This is a genomic window from Bradyrhizobium sp. USDA 10063 (assembly GCF_054063735.1).
Genome location: NZ_JBSSGP010000002.1, coordinates 4,633,729 through 4,654,069 on the forward strand (window position 1 = coordinate 4,633,729; position 20,341 = coordinate 4,654,069).

General features: G+C 64.5%; 19 protein-coding genes and 2 pseudogenes. 9 read left to right on the top strand and 12 right to left on the bottom strand.

Going from position 1 to position 20,341, the window contains the following annotated elements; all coding sequences use genetic code 11:
- The first annotated feature begins 159 nt into the window (after positions 1-159).
- Both ACVJGD_RS23955 and ACVJGD_RS23960 read left to right on the top strand, forming a co-directional pair.
- On the top strand, positions 160-1,014 hold the full coding sequence (locus tag ACVJGD_RS23955; protein WP_456636620.1) for a hypothetical protein: 855 nt from the start codon (positions 160-162) through the stop codon (positions 1,012-1,014).
- Positions 992-1,474, top strand: a complete 483-nt coding sequence (locus ACVJGD_RS23960; RefSeq protein WP_456636621.1) for a hypothetical protein — start codon at positions 992-994, stop codon at positions 1,472-1,474. The genes ACVJGD_RS23955 and ACVJGD_RS23960 overlap by 23 nt, the downstream gene beginning before the upstream one ends.
- 1 nt (position 1,475) lies before the next feature.
- Here the strand turns inward: ACVJGD_RS23960 and lysA are convergent, their stop codons facing one another.
- The 3 genes from lysA to argH all read right to left on the bottom strand — a co-directional run bounded on the left by lysA (position 1,476) and on the right by argH (position 4,510).
- A complete protein-coding gene (gene lysA, locus ACVJGD_RS23965) occupies positions 1,476-2,741 on the bottom strand; it encodes a diaminopimelate decarboxylase (protein WP_456636622.1) in 1,266 nt (421 codons plus the stop codon).
- Positions 2,742-2,748: 7 nt separating this feature from the next.
- Positions 2,749-3,021 carry an LPS translocon maturation chaperone LptM gene (gene lptM, locus ACVJGD_RS23970; protein ID WP_456636623.1) on the bottom strand — a complete coding sequence of 91 codons (273 nt, stop codon included), beginning with the start codon at positions 3,019-3,021 and terminating at the stop codon, positions 2,749-2,751.
- A gap of 91 nt (positions 3,022-3,112) precedes the next feature.
- Positions 3,113-4,510: an argininosuccinate lyase gene (gene argH / locus ACVJGD_RS23975; RefSeq protein ID WP_456636624.1), complete on the bottom strand. Its 1,398-nt coding sequence runs from the start codon at positions 4,508-4,510 to the stop codon at positions 3,113-3,115.
- Between the two features lie 108 nt (positions 4,511-4,618).
- Here argH and tlpA point away from each other — a divergent pair, with 108 nt between their 5' ends.
- A complete protein-coding gene (gene tlpA / locus ACVJGD_RS23980) occupies positions 4,619-5,308 on the top strand; it encodes a thiol:disulfide interchange protein TlpA (protein WP_456636625.1) in 690 nt (229 codons plus the stop codon).
- Positions 5,309-5,319: 11 nt separating this feature from the next.
- Here tlpA and ACVJGD_RS23985 read toward each other — a convergent pair whose 3' ends face one another.
- Entirely contained in the window at positions 5,320-5,514 is a 195-nt protein-coding gene (locus ACVJGD_RS23985; RefSeq protein ID WP_456636626.1) for a hypothetical protein, read from the bottom strand.
- Positions 5,515-5,641: 127 nt separating this feature from the next.
- Between ACVJGD_RS23985 and ACVJGD_RS23990 the strand changes: the two genes are divergently transcribed.
- Positions 5,642-6,817 (top strand): IS110 family RNA-guided transposase, encoded by a 1,176-nt coding sequence (locus ACVJGD_RS23990; RefSeq protein WP_456632918.1) that lies wholly within the window; start codon positions 5,642-5,644, stop codon positions 6,815-6,817.
- 428 nt (positions 6,818-7,245) lie between these two features.
- On the opposite strand, the gene ACVJGD_RS23995 is transcribed toward ACVJGD_RS23990, so the two are convergent.
- The 5 genes and pseudogenes from ACVJGD_RS23995 to ACVJGD_RS24015 form a co-directional block, all read right to left on the bottom strand.
- Positions 7,246-8,127, bottom strand: coding sequence for a 3-hydroxybutyryl-CoA dehydrogenase (locus ACVJGD_RS23995; protein WP_456636627.1), 882 nt, complete (start codon positions 8,125-8,127; stop codon positions 7,246-7,248).
- 242 nt (positions 8,128-8,369) lie between these two features.
- Positions 8,370-9,320: an electron transfer flavoprotein subunit alpha/FixB family protein gene (locus ACVJGD_RS24000; RefSeq protein ID WP_456636628.1), complete on the bottom strand. Its 951-nt coding sequence runs from the start codon at positions 9,318-9,320 to the stop codon at positions 8,370-8,372.
- Positions 9,321-10,072: pseudogene (locus ACVJGD_RS24005) on the bottom strand (electron transfer flavoprotein subunit beta/FixA family protein).
- A gap of 221 nt (positions 10,073-10,293) precedes the next feature.
- The gene (locus ACVJGD_RS24010) at positions 10,294-10,866 is read right to left on the bottom strand and encodes a cob(I)yrinic acid a,c-diamide adenosyltransferase (protein ID WP_456636629.1); all 573 of its coding nucleotides are present in this window, start codon (positions 10,864-10,866) and stop codon (positions 10,294-10,296) included.
- Between the two features lie 181 nt (positions 10,867-11,047).
- Entirely contained in the window at positions 11,048-11,242 is a 195-nt protein-coding gene (locus ACVJGD_RS24015; RefSeq protein ID WP_035690040.1) for a twin transmembrane helix small protein, read from the bottom strand.
- A gap of 160 nt (positions 11,243-11,402) precedes the next feature.
- Between ACVJGD_RS24015 and ACVJGD_RS24020 the strand changes: the two genes are divergently transcribed.
- On the top strand, positions 11,403-12,263 hold the full coding sequence (locus tag ACVJGD_RS24020; protein ID WP_456640350.1) for a YihY/virulence factor BrkB family protein: 861 nt from the start codon (positions 11,403-11,405) through the stop codon (positions 12,261-12,263).
- On the opposite strand, the gene ACVJGD_RS24025 is transcribed toward ACVJGD_RS24020, so the two are convergent.
- Together ACVJGD_RS24025 and gluQRS are read right to left on the bottom strand one after the other, a co-directional pair.
- On the bottom strand, positions 12,190-13,440 hold the full coding sequence (locus ACVJGD_RS24025; protein WP_456636630.1) for an ATP-binding protein: 1,251 nt from the start codon (positions 13,438-13,440) through the stop codon (positions 12,190-12,192). The two genes, ACVJGD_RS24020 and ACVJGD_RS24025, sit on opposite strands and share 74 nt — an antisense overlap.
- Positions 13,441-13,681: 241 nt before the next feature.
- Positions 13,682-14,554: a tRNA glutamyl-Q(34) synthetase GluQRS gene (gluQRS, locus tag ACVJGD_RS24030; RefSeq protein WP_456640351.1), complete on the bottom strand. Its 873-nt coding sequence runs from the start codon at positions 14,552-14,554 to the stop codon at positions 13,682-13,684.
- Between the two features lie 139 nt (positions 14,555-14,693).
- Here gluQRS and ACVJGD_RS24035 point away from each other — a divergent pair, with 139 nt between their 5' ends.
- On the top strand, positions 14,694-15,344 hold the full coding sequence (locus ACVJGD_RS24035) for a DNA-3-methyladenine glycosylase family protein (RefSeq protein WP_456636631.1): 651 nt from the start codon (positions 14,694-14,696) through the stop codon (positions 15,342-15,344).
- A 95-nt stretch (positions 15,345-15,439) separates the two neighbouring features.
- Here the strand turns inward: ACVJGD_RS24035 and ACVJGD_RS24040 are convergent, their stop codons facing one another.
- Positions 15,440-16,327 (bottom strand): LysR family transcriptional regulator, encoded by an 888-nt coding sequence (locus ACVJGD_RS24040; protein WP_456636632.1) that lies wholly within the window; start codon positions 16,325-16,327, stop codon positions 15,440-15,442.
- Between the two features lie 134 nt (positions 16,328-16,461).
- On the opposite strand from ACVJGD_RS24040, the gene ACVJGD_RS24045 reads away from it, so the two are divergent.
- The 3 genes and pseudogenes from ACVJGD_RS24045 to ACVJGD_RS24055 all read left to right on the top strand — a co-directional run.
- Positions 16,462-17,436 (top strand): NAD(P)H-dependent flavin oxidoreductase, encoded by a 975-nt coding sequence (locus ACVJGD_RS24045; protein ID WP_456636633.1) that lies wholly within the window; start codon positions 16,462-16,464, stop codon positions 17,434-17,436.
- A gap of 52 nt (positions 17,437-17,488) precedes the next feature.
- Positions 17,489-18,670: an ABC transporter substrate-binding protein gene (locus ACVJGD_RS24050; RefSeq protein ID WP_456636634.1), complete on the top strand. Its 1,182-nt coding sequence runs from the start codon at positions 17,489-17,491 to the stop codon at positions 18,668-18,670.
- Between the two features lie 22 nt (positions 18,671-18,692).
- Positions 18,693-20,228, top strand: a pseudogene (locus ACVJGD_RS24055) (acyl-CoA synthetase); the annotation flags it as partial.
- Positions 20,229-20,341 lie beyond the last annotated feature (113 nt).

Consider the following 20,341-nt stretch of genomic DNA (forward strand, 5'->3'; position numbering starts at 1 on the left):
AAATAGCAGGCATGCAAAACGGCAACCAGTGAGTGCCGGGGCAAATACGCGCCTCCGCGCTTTACGGAAAAGTCGTCCTCGAGGCCCGGTCATAAAAACTTCCGTTGTCGCGCGGACTTTCCGATGGTTAAAGTGAATTATACAAGATATTAAATCGCGATGACCGTTTTAAATGAATTAATTGCCGATCGTCCCGCCTCGCAAATGGCGAGGGACCTCCCGCGCGGCGAATTCTTCGCAGGGCTCTTCGCACTCGGCTGTATCAGTGGCCTCACATCACGCATCATCCAGTCGATCGACCGGCTTGGATGGACGGATGCCGTCCTCAATACCTTTGAGATCAGCATCATTGTCTGGGTTTCGTGTGTCGCCGGGATCGCTCTCGTTCTTCAGGACCGAACGACCGGCATCCGTTCGTCAGAACTCGCGATCGGCGCCGCGTTTGTCGCTCTGGTTATTCTGCCCATCGGCCCGCTGAGCTGGTTCGCAATAACCGCGCTCGGCCTCTACCTCCTTGTCTCCACCGACGTCCCCTCAACCCGGCGCGGCGCCCTGATAATGATCGCCACCAGCGTGCCCATGCTCTGGAGCCGGTTGCTGTTTCAGTTCTTCGCCGACCTGATATTGCAGGCCGACGCCTCGCTTGTGAGCTGGCTGTTGCGCACGCCCCGCAATGGCGACATCGTCGATTTCGCCGACGGGTCCGGCGTTCTCGTGATCCTGCCGGCCTGCTCTTCGCTCGCCAACGTATCGCTCGCACTGCTCTGCTGGGTCACCGTGAGCCAGTCCGTCGACCATAAGCGGTCCGCCTACGATCCGCTCTGGTGCCTGATGGCCTGCGTGTCGGTGATCGCGGTGAACGTCACGCGTATCAGTTTCATGGGATGGAGCCAGTGGCATTACGCGACGTTCCATTCCCCGTGGGGCGCCGCTGTCGCCAACACGATCATACTGGGCCTCATCGTCGGCTTCTGCGTGATAGGAGTGAGGCGTGAACTCTTCCAGCGCATTTAGGGCCTCGATCGCCGTCGTGCTCCTGCTGGCTGTCGGATGGAAGATCGCGATCCCAGCCGATGACAAGAGCTATCTGAAAGAAGACCTTGTTGCATTTCTCGAGGCCAGGCACTTCAACGTGGTCGTGACCGACCAGTTTGTGAATGATGCGCCGATCGTTCGAGCCACCGCCGCATCATGCCAACTGCACGTCGCCAGGCTGACGCCCGACGGATCGAATGCGAATCTCATCCGGCATCTCGCTGCAGGCGCGGAGCACTCGTTCGTGGTGTTTCGCGGCGCGGTGTACCAGCGGCAACCCGTATTCTGGACCGTGCTGGATTATCTCTGGTCCAGATTCCTTCGCGAGCTTGGCCTGGTCAGGCATATTGCGCCTGTCATCAGCGTAGCGGAGAGCTCGTCCTGCGACGCCGAACGGCTCCCGTGGGGCGAGCTTCAGGGCCCGCCAGGAACCAGCTAGCTCACAGCCACGGCGCGGGCCTGTCCATTGCGATCAGCGCCTCGATTTCGATGCGCGGGCGCACGACTGCGTACTGATCGTCCTTGACCAGCACCTCCGGCACCAGGGGCCTGGTGTTGTAGCTGCCGGACTGCACCGCGCCATAGGCGCCGGCGGTCATGATCGCGAGGAGATCGCCCACCTTGGGCTCGGGCAGCGAACGGTCGAGCGCGAGATAGTCGCCGCTTTCGCAGACCGGGCCGACCACGTCGGCAACGATCATGGGCGCGCCCTCCTTGGCCTGCCGCACCGGCAGGATGTCGTGATGGGCTTCGTACAGCGTCGGCCGGATCAGGTCGTTCATCGCGGCATCGATGATGACGAAGTTCTTGGCTTCGCCATGCTTCACATAGATCACGCGGGTGACGAGGATGCCGGCATTGCCGACGATCATCCGCCCCGGCTCGAACATCAGCGTGCAGCCGAGGTTATGCGTCACGCGCCTGACCATCGCGGCATAGGCGTCCGGCGCCGGCGGCGCCTCGCGGTCCATGTAATAGGGGATGCCGAGGCCGCCGCCGAAATCAATGTGCGAGATGTTGTGGCCGTCGGCGCGCAGCGTCTGGACGAATTCGGCGAGGATGCGGAACGCGGTCTCCATCTTCGAGAGATCGGTGATCTGGCTGCCGATATGCATGTCGGCGCCTCGCACCTCGATGCCCGGCAGTTTTGCGGCGCGGGCATAGACCTCACGCGCCCGCGTGATCGGGATACCGAACTTGTTCTCGGACTTGCCGGTCGAGATCTTGGCATGCGTGCCGGCATCGACGTCCGGGTTGACGCGCACCGAGATGCGCGCGGTCTTGCCCATCTCGGCCGCAAGCCGGGAGAGGAGCTCGAGCTCGGGCTCGGACTCGACGTTGATGCAGAGAATATCGGCAGCAAGCGCGGCGCGCAGCTCGGCCTCGGTCTTGCCGACGCCGGAGAAGACGATCTTGGACGGCGGGATGCCGGCGGCGAGCGCCCGCTTCAATTCGCCGCCCGAGACCACGTCGGCGCCGGCGCCGAGCTTTGCCAATGTGCGCAAGACCGACTGATTGGAATTGGCCTTCATGGCGTAGCAGACCAGGACCTTCTCGCCGGCGAAGGCCTCGGTGAACACCCGGTAATGGCGCTCCAGGGTTGCGGTCGAATAGCAATAGAACGGCGTGCCCACGATTTCCGCGAGCCTGGACAGGTCAACCGCTTCGGCGTGCAGCACGCCGTCGCGATAGTCGAAATGATTCATGGCGCGCTCAGTCCAGAAGCGGGTCGAGCACGAAAGAGCGCTGGCGACCCTTGGCCGCGGCCGGCGGCGCATCCGTTCCGTAGTTCGGATTGAACAGGCTGGGCTCGGCTGCCCGCCGGGTCTCGGTATCGCCTTCCGGCGCCACCGGCGTCTGCGCCGAGGACGCGGTCGGCGGCAGGTCGAGCGGACCCTTGCGTCCGCAGCCGCCGAGCGTCAGCGCGGCGACGCCGACAAGGATGAGAGCCCATCCCGACCGGGTCAGGCGGTGGTTACTGGTCACGACGAAATCCCCAATGCGGGCCGCACCATACAAACATTGATTTGCTCTGGCGAGCCCCGGATAACCATGAGATTGCAGCGAAATTTGTCGTTCAGCCCAATTTTCGCTCTTTTTCCAGCCGCTTGGCCCAGGCCTTCGCCTGGGAAAGCACGTTCCTGGGCGCCGTACCGCCATAGCTGGTGCGGCTCTTCACCGATGATTCGACCGACAGCGCGCTCAAGGCGTCAGCGGTGATCTTCGGCTCGACCTCCTGCATCGCTTTGAGCGGCAATTCATGCAGGGCGACGCCTTGCTCCGAGGCCAGCGCGACGATACGGCCGGTGACATGGTGGGCCTCGCGGAACGGCATTTTCAAGGTCCGCACCAGCCAGTCGGCAAGGTCGGTGGCGGTGGCATAGCCCTCGCCGGCCGCGGCCTTCATCCGCGCCTCATCGGGCACGAGATCCCTGACCATGCCGGTCATGGCGCGGATCGCGAGCGAGAGCGCCGCAAAGGCCTCCATCGCGCCCTGCTTGTCCTCCTGCATGTCCTTCTGATAGGCGAGCGGCAGGCCCTTCATCACGATCAGCAGCGCGGTGAGCGCGCCGATCACCCGTCCGGTCTTGGCCCGCACCAGTTCCGCCGCATCCGGATTGCGCTTCTGCGGCATGATCGAGGAGCCCGTGGTGAACTTGTCGCTGAGCCTGACGAGACCAACCAACGGCGAGGTCCAGACCACGATCTCCTCGGCGAAACGCGACAGGTGCACGGCCGTGATCGCCGCGGCCGACAGGGTTTCGAGGACGAAATCGCGGTCGGAGACGGCATCGAGCGAATTGGCCATCGGACGGTCGAAGCCGAGCGCCTTCGCGGTCGCGGCCCGGTCGATCGGGAACGAGGTGCCGGCGAGTGCGGCGGCGCCGAGCGGCGATTCGTTCAACCGCTTGCGGGCATCAGTGAAGCGGCCGCGGTCGCGCGCCGCCATCTCGACATAGGCAAGCAGGTGATGCCCGAAGGTGACGGGCTGGGCGGTCTGCAGATGGGTGAAGCCGGGCATCACGGTTGAGGCGTGTTCCAGCGCCCGGTCTACCAGCGCCTGCTGGAACGCGGCCAGCGCCGCATCGGTCTCGTCGATCGTGTCGCGGACATAGAGGCGGAAGTCGGTCGCAACCTGGTCGTTGCGGGAGCGCGCGGTGTGCAGCCGTCCGGCGGCAGGGCCGATCAATTCCGACAGCCGGCTCTCGACGTTCATATGGATATCTTCGAGCGCGCGCTTGAAATCGAACGATCCCTTGTCGATTTCTGACAAAATCGTGTCTAGACCTTTGCCGATATTTTTCGCATCAGACGCGGTGATGATGCCTTGCGCAGCGAGCATCGCGGCGTGGGCCTTCGACGCGGCAATGTCCTGGGCATAAAGGTGACGATCGACGTCGATGGAGACGTTGATTTCCTCCATGATCGCGTCGGGACGTTCGGAGAACCGCCCGCCCCACATCTTGTTGCTCATGATTGCTCGCTCACGACTTCTTAAAGCTTGAGGCCCTGCCCTTGATCGCCGACTGTCGAAACCGACCCGCCGCCGGCGCGGGCCCTGCTTAGCCATATCTGACGCTGAATGACAAACGATATGCCTGAAACTCCCTCCTCCCGTGGCGCCACGCGCCGGATCCCGCTCGTGATCGGCGCGGTGCTGGTCGGCGCGCTGATCGGCTATGCCGGTGTCTCCGGATTTGGCGGGCTGATGCGGCGCGGCCCGGCCGGCGACCCGGCCTGCAGCGGCGCGGTCGATCTGGCGAAGCGGCTGAGCCCGCTGGCGCATGGCGAGGTCGCCGCGCTGACGATGGCGACAAAGCCCCTGCAGGTCCCGGACCTCGCCTTCGAGGACGCCGAGGGCAAGCCGAGGAAGCTGTCGGACTGGCGCGGCAAGACCGTGCTGGTGAACCTCTGGGCCACCTGGTGCGTGCCCTGCCGCAAGGAGATGCCGGCGCTGGATGCGCTGCAGGCCAAGCTCGGCGGCAAGGATTTCGAGGTGGTGGCGATCAACATCGACACCCGCGACTTCGACAAGCCCAAGACCTTCCTGAAAGACGCCAACCTGACCCGGCTCGGCTACTTCAGCGATGCGAAAGCCAAGGTTTTCCAGGACCTTAAGAGCATAGGCAAGGCGCTCGGGATGCCTACCTCGATGCTGGTCGACGCCAACGGCTGCGAAATCGCGACCATTGCGGGACCGGCCGAATGGGCGAGCGACGACGCGGTGAAGCTGATCACGGCCGCGCTGCAGCCGGCGGCGGCAGGAATCTAGGCGACAATAAACTAGGCGACAATATTGAGATTATCGCCGATTCCGGCGCCAAGATTGGCGGTGGAAGGTGCGCCCTGTCCAAGCAGCGTCTGGACCGCGAATTTCTCGGCATCCGAATTGGATTTGATGATCGAGGTCTGAATCTGCGACTGCAGGCCGCCGGCCTGCATGGCCAGAATGCCCGAGACCATGCTCATCATGTCCATACGCGGTGCTCCCAATTCCGGGCGCACCATAGGAGCGAGGGGTTAACGAAGTGTAGATTCCATGGGGCGGTGAGCGCGCCCTTTCCGGTAGGTTTGGGTTTCCACACTCGAACCATCGGAGAGTCTGATGCAAGCATTGACCAAGAACACGCCCACCGCCGGGCATTGTGGCACGATTTTCGTTGCGATCGAACTGAGTCAGAAGACGTGGCTGGTGACGCTGCACAGTCCGGATCGGGACCGGATATCGCGCCACAAGCTGGAAGGCGGCGATCACGCCGGGCTGCTGGCGCTGATCGAGCAGGTCAAGGCCCGGGCGACTGCGAAGCTTGGAGCGGCGCCGCGGGTGGTGAGCTGCTACGAGGCTGGCTATGACGGCTTCTGGCTGCACCGGCTGCTCGCGGCGGCTGGGATCACCAACTTCATCTTCGACCCGGCGAGCATCGCGGTGGAGCAACGGGCGCGGCGGGCGAAGACAGACCGGATCGATGGCGAGCTTCTGCTGCGCACCTTGATGGCTCATTTGCGAGGCGAGCCGCGGGTGGTGCGGATCGTCCGGGTGCCGAGCGTGGCCGAGGAGGACGCCCGGCGCGCCAGCCGCGAACGCGAACGACTGGTGAAGGAGCAGACGGGGCACACCAACCGGATCAAGGCGCTGCTGCGCCTGTTGGGCATGGCGGCCGGCACCTTGCGACGACGGACCTGGCTCGCCTGGCTGGAGCAGCAGCGGGACTGGCAAGGGCAGCCGCTGCCGCCGCAGCTTCTGGCCGAAGTGAAGCGCGAGCATGCCCGGCTGATGCTGGTGCGCGACCAGCTCAAGGCGCTGGAGCAGGCCCAAGTCGCTACAGAAGTCGCGGCAGAAGTCGCGGCGGAAGCCGCCGCGGCGCCGGCGCCGATGGCGAAGCGACGGGATCAGTTGCAGCAGCTCAAGGCGCTCGGCCCGGCGTTTGCCGCGACGCTGGTGAACGAGGTGTTCTACAAGGACTTCCGCAACCGGCGCGAGGTCGCCAGCTATTGCGGATTGGCGCCCAGTCCCTGGCAAAGCGGCAGCATCGATCGCGAGCAGGGGATCAGCAAGGCCGGCAACCGGCGCGCCCGCCACAAGACGATCGAACTGGCCTGGCTCTGGCTGCGCCATCAGCCGGACAGCGCGCTCAGCCGCTGGTTCCGCACCCGCACCGAAAACGCCGGCAAGCGCGCCAAGCGCATCGCCATCGTCGCGCTGGCGCGCAAGCTGATCGTGGCGCTGTGGCGCTATCTCACCACCGGCCTTGTTCCGGAGCAGGCCGTGATGAAGGCCTAGCACCGGACCACGCCACCAGGGCGAGGCGGCTCCGCGCCGCGCGCCCCGTACAGGATGGATGATGACCGTGCCACCCAGGGGCCCAACCAGGCCGCTTTGTAGATGGGTCTCATCCTCTTGGCTTCCTCGCCGCAAGCATGCGGAATGTGGGTACGGATCAGCCGATCCGACCGGATATGAGGTGATGCAGTGAGCTGCAGAAATCTTCGGAAGCCAATCCTCGCCCGGGGCCCGGTCGTCGCGCTGCGCTACGCATGGCTCCGCGCGCCGCCCTCTCACTGCAAAAACCCAACCCGCACCGGTTCAAGAGCCTTGACTCACAAAGCCCCATATGAGGGTGGGCAAAGCGTAGCGTGCCCACCGTCAAGAGCACCGCCACAAATGGTGGGCACGCTTCGCTTTGCCCACCCTACAAAATAGCGGAGCCGCTACCGCGTCGGGACCGGCTTCTCGCCGCGGTAGTCGTAGAAACCGCGCTGGGTCTTGCGGCCGAGCCAGCCGGCCTCGACGTATTTCACCAGCAGCGGGCACGGCCGGTATTTTGAATCCGCGAGCCCCTCATGCAGCACCTGCATGATCGACAGGCAGGTGTCCAGCCCGATGAAATCGGCGAGTTCCAGCGGCCCCATGGGATGGTGCGCGCCGAGCTTCATTGCCGCGTCGATCGCCTCGACGTTTCCGACGCCCTCATAGAGCGTGTAGATCGCCTCGTTGATCATCGGCAGCAGGATGCGGTTGACGATGAAGGCCGGGAAATCCTCCGATACCGCGACCTGCTTGCCGAGCTTGCCGACGAATTCCTTCGCGGTGTCGAAGGTCAGGTCGTCGGTGGCGATGCCACGGATCAGTTCCACCAATTCCATCAGCGGCACCGGATTCATGAAGTGAATGCCGATGAAGCGCTCGGGGCGGTCGGTGGAGGCTGCAAGCCGCGTGATCGAGATCGACGAGGAGTTGGAGGCGATGATCGCCTCCGGCTTCAGGACCGCGCAGAGATTGTGGAAGATCTTGCGCTTGGTCTCTTCCTTCTCGACCGCGGTCTCGATCACGAGATCGCAATCCGCCAGTTCGTCGAGGCTTTCGGTCGCGACGATCCGGGACAGCGCCTGCTTGCGCTGCTCCTCGGTGATGGTCTTCTTGGCCACCTGTCGCGACAAATTGCCGTTGATGGTTGCGAGCGCCGATTTCACGCGATCGGCGGAAATGTCGTTGAGCAGCACGTCGAAGCCAGCGAGCGCCGCCACATGGGCGATGCCATTGCCCATCTGGCCCGAACCGATCACGCCGACCTTCTTGATTGCGACCGTCATGTTGTCATCCACCGGGACCGCGCGCACATCGCGCCTCGTCCAAGTCCCTACAATGTCCCCTATATCCGACAAGTCTTACGTTTGCGCATGATCTTTTTCGTAAACCGGCGCCCACTTAGCGCCAACGCGGCGCTCCAGTACGGATCATGCTCGGGGCGAAAGGTACCTGCTTCGCCGAAAAACGCCATTCAAAAAGGAGAACACCGGCCGGGGCTTAAGCATCCGGCCGGTGTTCTCTCTGCTTATTTTCCGAGCTTGCCGAGTGCCTCGGTCAGCTCCGGAACCGCCTGGTAGAGGTCCGCGACCAGGCCGTAATCGGCGACCTGGAAGATCGGCGCGTCCTCGTCCTTGTTGATCGCGACGATCACCTTGGAGTCCTTCATGCCGGCCAGATGCTGGATCGCTCCGGAGATGCCGACGGCGACATAAAGTTCCGGGGCGACCACCTTGCCGGTCTGGCCAACCTGCCAGTCGTTCGGCGCATAGCCCGCATCGACCGCGGCGCGCGAAGCGCCGACGCCGGCGCCAAGCTTGTCGGCAAGCGGCTCGATATATTTTGCAAAGTTTTCCCGGCTCTGCATGGCGCGGCCGCCGGAGACGATGATCTTGGCGGAGGTGAGCTCCGGACGGTCGCTCTTGGCGACCTCTTCGCCGAGGAAGCTGGAGAGGCCTGGATCGGCCGCAGCCGCTACCGTCTCGACCGGCGCGCTGCCGCCTTCAGCCGTAGCCGCGAAAGTTGAGGTGCGGACCGTGATCACCTTCTTGGTGTCCTTCGACTTCACGGTCTGGATCGCGTTGCCGGCATAGATCGGACGCTCGAACGTGTCTGATGCGACCACCTTGATGATCTCGGAGACCTGCATGACATCGAGCAGGGCCGCGACGCGCGGCATCACGTTCTTGAAGCGCGAGGTCGCGGGCGCGACGATCGCGTCGTAGGACGGCGCCAGCGAGACGATCAGCGCGGCGAGCGGTTCGGCGAGATCGTGGGCATAAGCCTCGCCTTCGGCCACCAGCACCTTCTTGACGCCGGCGAGCTTCGCAGCGGCTTCGCCCGCCGCCTTGGTGCCCGCCCCGCCGCCGGCGACCAGCACATGCACATCGCCGCCCAACTGTGCCGCCGCGGTCAGCGCCTTGTTGGTGACGTCCTTCAGCTTCTCGTGTTCGTGTTCGGCAATCAGCAATGTCGTCATTTAGAGAACCCCGGCTTCGGTCTTGAGCTTCGACACCAGTTCGGCGACGTCCTTGACCTTGACGCGCCCGCCTTGCGGCCTGCCGGTTCCGAAGTCTTGAGGATTTCGAGATGCGGCGTGAGATCGACGCCGTAATCGGCTGCGTTCTTATCGTCGATCGGCTTCTTCTTCGCCTTCATGATGTTGGGCAGCGAGGCGTAGCGCGGCTCGTTCAAGCGAAGGTCGGTGGTGACGATCGCCGGGCCCTTCAGCTTCACGGTCTGCAGGCCGCCGTCGACCTCGCGCGTCACCTTGAAGTCAGAACCTTCGACTTCGAGCTTGGAGGCGAAGGTCGCCTGCGACCAGCCGAGCAGCGCAGCCAGCATCTGGCCGGTCTGGTTGCTGTCGTCGTCGATCGCCTGCTTGCCGAGAATGACGAGGCCGGGCTTCTCCGCGTCCACCACCGCCTTCAGGATCTTGGCGACCGCGAGCGGCTCCACATTGCCTTCGGCCTTGACCAGGATGCCGCGATCGGCGCCCATCGCCAGTCCCGTGCGGATGGTTTCGGAGGCCTGCGCCGGGCCGATCGACACCACCACGACCTCGGTCGCCTTACCGGCTTCCTTCAGCCGCAGCGCTTCCTCGACCGCGATCTCGTCGAACGGATTCATCGACATCTTGACATTGGCGAGTTCCACGCCCGATCCGTCACTCTTGACGCGGACCTTGACGTTGAAGTCGACGACCCGCTTTACCGGCACAAGAACCTTCATCGATCCTCTTTCGCTTTGAAAATAGGGGGTTGGTTGGCTCGGGCGCGGAACCTAAAGGTCCCGCTATCGGCGGTCAACGCGCGAAAGCCAAAAATCAACCCTACGGATTTTCAGACCTATTCTATCATGATCCGATTAGACGGAATCGGATCATGATCGCATCTCTTTGTTTGAGCATGATCTTTTTCGGAAAACCGGTTTCCACTTTTCCGGATCATGCTCTACCGGTTCTGGCCGGGCACCCACAACACGTCGCCGGCGCCTTTGTCGTTCTGGAAGCGACTGGCGACAAAAAGGAAATCCGACAGGCGGTTCATATACTGGATGCCAGCCTCGCTGACCGGCTCGTCCGGCCTGGCGGCAAGTTCCACCATGATCCGTTCCGCCCGGCGGCAAATCGTGCGGGCGAGGTGCAGATAGGCCGCCGCCGGCGTACCGCCGGGGAGCACGAAGGAGGTTAACGGCGCAAGTTCGGCATTGAGCGTGTCGATGTCGCGCTCGAGCCGTTCGACCTGGCTCGCCAGCATCCGCAGACGCTCCGCCTTGCCCTCGCGCTGGGGCACCGCGAGATCGGCGCCGAGGTCGAACAGATCGTTCTGGATCAGGCCGAGCATGCGGTCGAGCGCGGGGCTATCCGCAAGATGAAGCCGCACCACGCCGATCGCGGCATTGGTCTCGTCCACCGTGCCATAGGCGGCAACGCGCAGATCATATTTCGGCCGGCGCTCGCCGCTCCCGAGCGCGGTGGTGCCGTCATCGCCGGTCCGCGTGTAGATCTTGTTGAGCACGACCATGTTCAGCTCCGTAATCGCCTCTCCCGTAGGGAGAGGTCGGATCGCTCCCGGCGATGCGAAGCATCGTCCGGTGCGATCCGGGTGAGGGGTTGAGGTCCCTCGATTTACCGTAACTCCTCACCCGGCGCTTCGCGCCGACCTCTCCCTTGGGGAGAGGTGAGATACGGATAGACTAACCCACCTAGCGCCCCATCGCCCAGACCGCGAGCATCGCGATGACGATGGCGACGAATTGCAGCAAGACGCGCAGCCGCATCAATTTCTGCGAGGTATTCGGCGAACCGCCGCGCATCATGTTGGCGAGACCGAGCAACAGGACCACCCCAACGGCGCCGACCGCGATGGGGAGGATGAACGTACTTAAGAAGGATGCCATCAAGGCTACATAACACTGCCCCGCGCGGAGTGCCACACGGGATGGGGACAAGTGCAACGATCTGGCGTTTGGCGCGATTATATCGGAAGCTGGTGTGCGGCGTCGGCTGGCCGGATCAGGGTGGGAAGTGAATCAGGTTCGTTACGTCTACCGTGTCGTGATGGATGCGTTCTACACGTTCCTCGCCGACGACGGCTGGGCGATAGCCAGCCATATCGCGCTGTCGACCCTGATGGCGCTGTTCCCGTTCCTGATCGTGCTGACCTCTCTCGCCGGCTTTTTCGGCTCCAAGGAACTGGCCGACCAGGCCGCGAGCCTGCTGCTGCAGACCTGGCCCAAACAAGTCGCCGACACGCTGTCCAGCCAGGTCCACGACGTCCTGACGACCACGCGCGGCGACATCCTGACCATCGGCGCGGCTCTCGCGCTCTATTTCGCCTCCAACGGCGTCGAAGCGCTTCGTATTGCGCTGAACCGCGCCTATGCCGTGGTCGAGTGGCGGCCCTGGTACTGGCTGCGCCTGGAATCGATCGGCTACACCCTGGTTGCTGCCATCACCTCGCTGGCAATGGCGTTCCTGATCGTGCTCGGTCCGTTGATGCTCGAGACGGCGCGGCTCTACATTCCATTCTTTGTCGAGAGCAACGAGCGCATCCTCAACATTGCGCGCTACGGCATCACCATCACGGCGCTGACCGTTGCGCTGATCATCCTGCATGCCTGGCTGCCGGCCGGGCGGCGCAGCTTCCTGCAGATCCTGCCCGGCATCATCTTCACCATGGTGGCTTCGCTGATATCAGGTATCGTGTTCGGCCAATACCTGGCGCGCTTCGCCAACAACTATGTCTCGATGTATGCGGGGCTCGCGTCGGTGATCATCGCGCTGGTGTTTCTGTATTTCATCGCCGCGATCTTCGTCTATGGCGGCGAGTTGAACGCGGCGATCATCAAGTCGCGGCTGCCGAACGGCGTGTCGCTTCAAGCAGCGCAGTCGCTAAAGCCCGCGGACTCACAGGCTTGACCAGGAAAGCGTCGGCGCCGGCCGCGCGCGAGGCTGCCTCGTCCTCGCTGCGGCCGGAAATCCCGATGATCGGAATGCGGCCGAGCGGCGGCTGAAGCGCGCGGATACGCCTGATCGCCTCGACCCCGTCGATGCCAGGCAGCACCATATCCATCAGCACGGCGTCGAAGGTGCCCTGCGCCAGCCGCTCCGGCGCCGCTTCCCCCTCGCCGATGAACTCCGCCTGATGGCCGAGCTCGGTAAGGATGGTGTTGAGCACGACGCGGCCGAACGGATTGTCCTCGACACTGAGCAGCCGCAGCGCGCGCGGCGAGCCCGCCGGCACGTCGCTCCCGGTATCGCCTTTGGTTGCCGCCGGTTCGCCGGCGGGCGCGAGCACGATCGTCAGCGTGAAGGTGGTGCCCCCACCGCGCCGCGGCCTCGCGACGATGTCGCCGCCCATCGCCCGCGTAAGCTGCTTGACCGAGGACAGGCCGAGGCCGGCGCCACCGAAGCGCGAGGCAATGGAGACATTGGCCTGAGAAAACGGACGGAACAGGCGCTTGATCTCGGCGAGCGAAAGGCCGATGCCGCTGTCGGAGACCGCAAACGCGACCCCGACCTTGCCTTTCCCGGCGCGCGCCGGCGTGACCTCGAACGCGACCGTCCCACGCTCGGTGAATTTGACCGCGTTGTCGATCAGGTTCTCCAGCGCCGCACGAAGCCAAATGGGATCGCCGACGGCGAAGGCGGGCAGCTTCTCGGAGATCTCGATCGAGGCCTGCAGCCCCTTGGCCGCCGCCCGCCCGGCCAGCGAATTCCCGGCATTGCGGGCCAGCGTGCGCAGGTCGAAGAAATCCTGCCGGATCTCGAGGCCGGGGCCACGGCCTCGCGCCGCATCGACGAACAGGGTCGCAAGACTGGCCAGATGCTCGGCGCCGGCCTGGATGGTGTCGACCCAGCGCCGCTCGCGCTCGTCGAGATCGGAGGTCGCAAGCAGGTTGCTGATCGCGAGAATGCCGGTGAGCGGGGTGCGCACCTCATGCGCGAAAGCCGCCAGCGCGGTCTCGACCACGCCGGGCCCCGCCTTGGCAGGCGCCCGCCCGCGGCGCGTTTTCGCCGCCTTCAAGGCACGCTTCCGCGACGGCGTCTTCTTGGGATGCCGAATGGTGCGCCCAACGCGCGATCTTGCCGCCATGATTCCCGCAAACCCTGCCCCGGCCGGCAGAATGGCATGCCATGACCGTCGGTGTCACGGAGACCTTTGGCCGAGCCAGCCACGTGCAACCGATAGCGAGGCGCGTTTACCTCCCCCGCATGCGGGGGAGGTCGGCGCGTAGCGCCGGGTGAGGGCTCTCTCCACTGGGGGACTCGTAGAGAGACCCCCACCCCAGCCCTCCCCCGCAAGCGGGAGAGGGAGCGCAGCATCCTTCGCGGATCTAGACCAACCCCACCAGACGGCGGATGTCAGCGGGGGTCGCGCCGCCGGCGCGCAGTTCCCGCAAGGCCGTCGCCTTGGTCGACTTCGACAGTTTCTGCCCTGCCGAATCGCGGATCAGCCGATGGTGCCGGTAGGCCGGTGGGGCGATACCGAGCAATTCCTGCAGCAGCCGGTGCACGCTGGTCGACCAGAACAGGTCCTGGCCCCTGATGACGTCGGTCACCCCCTGCAGGGCGTCGTCGATCACGACCGAGAGGTGATAGCTTGTCGGCGTCTCCTTGCGCGCCAGGATGACGTCGCCCCACGCCTCCGGCTTGGCAATCACGGTTCCGTGCTCGCCGGCGGGCCCCTCGCCCTGTTCGGTCCAGGTCAGATGGTTCGCCCGCGCGCGAGCCGCCGCCATGTCCAATCGGAGCGCGTAAGGCACCCCTGTCTCGATCAGCCGCCGCCGCTCGGGCATCGGCAGCGATCTCGCGGCGCCCGGATAGAGCGGCGCACCATCGGGATCGCGCGGCCATGGACCAGCCGCCTCACGCTCGGCGACCAGGCGCGCGATTTCAGCACGGCTTTCAAAGCTCGGATAGAGCAGGCCTTGCGCGGTCAATTGCTCGACCGCCTTCCGATAGGCGTCGAGATGCTCCGACTGCCGGCGCACCGGCGTCTCCCAGGCGATGCCAAGCCACGCAAGGTCCTCGTAGATCGCAATCTCGAACTCCGGCCGGCAGCGCGTCGGATCGATGTCCTCGATCCGCAGCAGGAATCGTCCCCCTACCTCTTGCGCGCGGTCGAAGTTCAACAGCGCCGAAAAAGCGTGGCCGAGATGGAGATGACCGTTCGGGCTCGGCGCGAATCGGAAAACGGGTGGTGGCATAGCGGTGGAATTCGTCATTGCCGGTCTTGACCCGGCAATCCATCCTTTAAGAGATTCTCACGATAACAGATGGATGCGCGGGGTCATCCCCGATCAAGTCGGGGACAGGCGCCCGCGCATGACGGATTGATCACCTTAAATGCTCATCCACCTCGAAACCCAGTCCGATCTCGAAGACGCGATCAACACTCTGGTCAAGCAGGACAAGCGGTTGAAGCCGGTCCTGGAGCTTACCGGCATGCCGGCGCTGCGACAGCGCGAGGCAGGCTTTGCCGGACTTGCCGCGATCGTCTGCGGCCAGCAACTTTCGACCGCGAGCGCGGCTGCGATCTGGGGCCGGGTCAGCAAGGCGTTCGATCCCTTTCATCACGACGCGATCAGCAAGGCACGCGCCGACCGGCTTGGCCGGCTCGGCCTGTCGGCGGCGAAGATCAAGACGCTGAAGCACATCGCGCGTGAGCTCGCCGCCGAACGGCTGAACCTCGACGTGCTCGGAAACGAAGAGGCCGACATCGCCCACAACACGCTGACCGCCCTGCCCGGCATCGGCCCATGGACCGCGGACATCTATCTGTTGTTCTGCCTCGGCCATGGCGACGCCTGGCCGGCTGGCGATCTCGCCGTGCAGGAAGCCGTGAAGATCGGATTGGGATTGAAGGAGCGGCCGACCGCAAAGCAGATGGCGCCATTGGCCGAGCCCTGGCGCCCGCTGCGCGGCGCCGCCGCGCATCTGTGGTGGGCCTATTACCGTGTGCTGAAGAAACGCGAGGGGGTGATTGCAGCTTCGTAGCCCAGGTGAAGCGCCAGCGTAACCCGGGGGCCTCTCGCGAAATATTGATGCAGGTGTCCCCGGGTTGCGCTTCGCTCCCCCGGATCTACGTGGCGCTAGCCGCGAAGCTTGATGCGGTCCTCGCGAGCGCAGACCGTGACGAAGCTGGTCACGGCGCGGACGGCGGGCAATTCGACCAGGTCGGGATGCGCGAGCAGCCAGAGATCGGAGACGCTGCCGAGCTTCTGCGGCGCGACGCGGACCAGGTCCGAATAGCTTTCCGCAACGAAGCAGGACAGCGCCGAGATGCCGAGCCCGGCGCGCACGGCAGCCAGCATGTCGCCTTGCGACGAGCAGCGCATCACCACCGTTCCCTGCCTGGTGATGAAATCGCTCCAGCGCGCCAGATGCGCATTCGACGCCTGGTCGGCAAAACCAATGATGCTGTGCCCCCGCCACTCGTCGCGCCGCTCCGGCAGCTTGCGCCGCGCGGCATAGTCGCGCGAGGCGTAGAAGCCGGTGCCGAGCCGGCCGATCTTGCGCCCGATCAGGTTCTCCTCACCGGCATCGACCGGCCGCAGCACCACGTCGGCCTCGCGGCGGCGCACGCTCGCCGGAAACGGATGGGTGATGATCTCGAGCTGGATATGGTCGTGGTCACGCAGGAACGGCCCGAGCCGCGGCATCAGCCAGTGCGCCGCCAGCGTCGCGCCGATCGACAGTTTTACAACCCCGCGGGCCTGCTCGCCGGTTGCGGAAGCAACCGCCTCGGCGCGCAGCGCCGCGGCGGCCATGGCGTCTGCGTGCTCGCGAAACTTGCGGCCCTGCGAGGTCAGCGACAACCCGTCATTGGAGCGCGCGAACAGGCGGGTGCCGAGTTGCTTCTCGAGCGCCGCGATCTTGCGGCCAACGGTCGGGTGGCTGGCGCGCAGGCGGCGCCCGGCCGCGGCGAAACTCCTGGTCTCGGCAACGGCGACGAAGGTCTTGCACAGGTCCCAATCCATCCGACTGCCTCGCGTCGATAGCCTGTTCATTCCCGATAGATCGACTGTTCAGTATTGAACGCCATCATCGCCCCGTCCAGCCCTATATTGACAGCGTCAAGATTAAGGTGCCGCAGGCGCCGGGAGGAACAGATATGCCGTTGCCAGCATCGCTCGCCAACAGTCTCGAATTGCCGGTGGTCGGCTCGCCGCTGTTCATCGTGTCAGGGCCCGATCTCGTGATCGCCCAGTGCAAGGCCGGCATCGTCGGCTCGTTTCCGGCGCTGAACGCCAGACCCGCCGAGAAGCTCGACGAGTGGCTGACGCAGATCGAAAACGAGCTCGGCGAATACAGGGCGCTAAACCCGGGCAAGAAGGTCGCGCCCTACGCGGTCAACCAGATCTGCCACGCCTCCAACGACCGGCTGATGCTGGACATGGAAACCTGCGTCAAGCACAAGGTCCCGATCATCATCACCTCGCTGCGGCCGCCATCGGAAATCGTCGAGGCCGCACATTCCTATGGCGGCGTGGTGTTTCACGACGTCATCAACGTCAAGCATGCGCGGAAGGCCGCCGAGCAGGGCGTCGACGGCCTGATCCTGGTCTGCGCCGGCGCCGGCGGGCATGCCGGCACGCTGTCCCCATTCGCGCTGGTGCGCGAGGTCAAGCAATGGTTCAAGGGCACCATCCTGTTGTCGGGCGCGATCTCCGACGGCTGGAGCATCGCCTCCGCGCTCGCGCTCGGCGCCGACCTCGCCTACATGGGCACCCGCTTCATCGCCACCGAAGAGGCCAATGCCGATCCGCGCTACAAGCAGGCGCTGACCGAACATGCCGCCCATGACATCGTCTATTCCAACCTGTTCACCGGCGTGCACGGCAACTACCTCGGGCCGTCGATCGCGGCCGCTGGCCTCGATCCAAATAATCTGCCGGTCGCCGACAAGTCCAAGATGAACTTCGGCTCCGGCGGCAACATGAAGGCCAAGGCGTGGCGCGACATCTGGGGTTCGGGCCAGGGCATCGGCCAGATCGCGGACATCCCGCCGGTTGCCGAACTGATGGAGCGGCTCAAGGCTGAATTCAACGAAGCACGCGGTGATTTCCTGCGGCGGGCCAGCGCCTGAGCGCTACGCCTCCTCTGCTCAACAAATAAAACTGACTACCGGGAGAGAGACCATGAAGCTGCGGCACGCATTGGCCGTTCTGTTTACCTTGGGCGCGATCACAACGGCCTTCGCAGAGGACAAGGAAGACATCCGCATCGGGCAGACCCTGCCCTATAGCGGGCCGCTGTCCGGCTTCGGCACCATCGGGCGGACGCAGGAAGCCTTCTTCGCCAAGGTCAATGCCGAAGGCGGCATCAACGGCCGCAAGGTGAAGTTCATCACGCTGGACGACGCCTATTCCCCGCCCAAGACGGTGGAGCAGACCCGCAAATTGGTCGAGCAGGAAGAGGTGCAGATGATGTTCGGCTCGCTCGGCACCGCGACCAACAGCGCCGTGCACCGCTACCTCAACGGCAAGAAGGTCCCGCAACTGTTCCTGCTGAGCGGCGCGACCAAATGGGCCGACCCGAAGAACTTCCCCTGGACCATGCCCGGCATGGCCGCCTACGAATCCGAGGGCGTCGTCTATGCCAAATATGTATTGCAGTCCAAGCCCGACGCGAAGATCGCAATCCTCTCCCAGAACGACGATTTCGGCCGCGACTATGTCGCCGGCTTCAAGCGCGCGCTCGGCCCCAAGGCCGCCGGCATGATCGTTGCGGAAGCGAGCTACGAGACCAGCGCGCCGACGATCAGCTCGCAGCTCGCGACATTGAAGGCCTCCGGCGCCAACGTGCTGTTCGCCGTGGTGCTCGGGAAATTCACCTCGCAATCGATCAAAGGCGTCGCCGAGCTCGGCTGGAAGCCGGAGCTATTCTTCGTGCCGACGTCGGCCTCGTCGATCTCGTTCCTGGAGCCGGCGGGATTCGAGAACGCGGTCGGCCTGATCTCGTCGAGCAGTCAAAAGGACACGATGGACGTGCAGTGGGCCGATGACGCAGGTGTGAAAGAATATTTTGCGTTCATGAAGCAATATCTGCCGAACGCCGACCTGAACAATTCGAACTACGCCGCCGGCTACCATTATGCGACGCTTCTGACGACGGTGCTCAGGGCATGCAAGGACGATTTCAGCCGCGAGAACATCCTGCGCCAGGCGACGTCGCTGCGCGAGGTCAAGCTGCCGTTATTGTTGCCGGGAATGACTGTTACGACCGGCCCCGACGATTATCTGCCGTTCCAACAATTGCAGTTGCGGCGTTTCAACGGCAAGAGCTGGGTGAGCTTCGGCGAGATCCTGGACGACCGCTGAGCATGATGACAGAAACGATCGGGAGCACGAGATGATCATCAGCGGTGAGCGCCGGATCGGCTATGGCGAGATCAACGAGCGCATCGCCCGTGCGGCATCCGGGTTGCGAGCGCTCGGCGTGCGCGACGGCCAGCCGGTCGCGATGATGCTGCGCAATGACTTCGCGTTGTTCGAGGCGGTGGCCGCCTCCGCCGCGCTCGGCAGCCCGATCGTGCCGATCAACTGGCACCTGAAGGCCGAGGAGGTCGCCTACGTCCTCGCCGACAGCGGCGCGGACGTCCTGATCTGCCACGCCGATCTGGTGCCACAGATACGCGATGGGCTGCCCGCCGGGCTCAAGCTTCTGGTCGTGGCGACGCCGCCGGAGATCGCTGCCGCCTATGGCGTTCCGCCTGCGCTGATGCAGGTACCTGAAGGCCTGACCGACTGGGACCGCTGGCGCGACACGCATGCACCCTTGACCGATGCCCCGATCGGCGCTTCGCCGATGTTCTACACCTCGGGCACCACAGGCCAGCCCAAGGGCGTGCGGCGCAAGCCGATGCCGCCCGAGCTGCAGGCCGCGGCCGTCCGCGTCAGCACCATCGCCTACGGCATCAAGCCAGACGACAACCAGGTCGTGCTGATGAACGGGCCGATGTATCATTCGGCGCCGCACAGCTACGGCATGCTGGCGTTCCGCAGCGGCTGCAGCATCGTGCTCGAACCGCGCTTCGATCCCGAGGATCTGCTGCAGCTCGTCGAGCGCTACCGCGTCACCCACATGCACATGGTGCCGACGATGTTCGTGCGGCTGCTGCGGCTGCCGGAGGAAACGAAGCGCCGCTACGACCTCTCCTCGCTGCGCTTCGTCATTCACGGCGCCGCGCCCTGCCCGGTGGATGTGAAGCGCGCCATGATCGACTGGTGGGGACTGGTGGTGAACGAATATCTGGGCTCCACCGAGACCGGAATCCCGGTCTGGCATTCGGCGGCGGAGGCGCTGGCAAAGCCCGGCACGGTCGGCCGCGTGATCGAAGGCGGCATCGTGAAGATCTTCCGCCCCGACGGGACGGAATGCGACGTCAACGAGCCCGGCGAGATCTTCATGCGGCAGACGGCTATCCCGGATTTCGACTATCACGGCAACGCCAAGGCGCGCACCGAGGCCGGGCGTGAGGGCCTCGTCAGCGTCGGCGATGTCGGCTATCTCGACGAGGACGGCTATCTGTTCCTGTGCGACCGCAAGCGCGACATGGTGATCTCGGGCGGCGTCAACATCTATCCCGCCGAGATCGAGAACGCGCTGATCGGCATGGAAGGCGTGCGCGACTGCGCGGTGTTCGGCGTCGCCGACGACGAATATGGCGAGCGGCTGTTCGCCTGCATCGAGCGAGAGCCGGGCGTGACGCTGTCGGTCGCCGCCGTGCAGGATTTTCTGCGCGGCAAGCTTGCCAACTTCAAGGTGCCGAAGGACATCCAGTTCATGGACGCGCTGCCGCGCGAGGCCACCGGCAAGATCTTCAAGCGCAAGCTGCGCGATCTCCATCGCGAAGGCGCGCTACGCGCAGCCGTTTGACACGGCAGAGCCAAAAGCGCTGTCACTCCTTTTCACGTGTGCGTTAGGGGTGGCTTCGCCGCCCTTTCGCAGCCTCCATCCGCGCCCAATCTAGCGAGCTTGTTTCATGCATT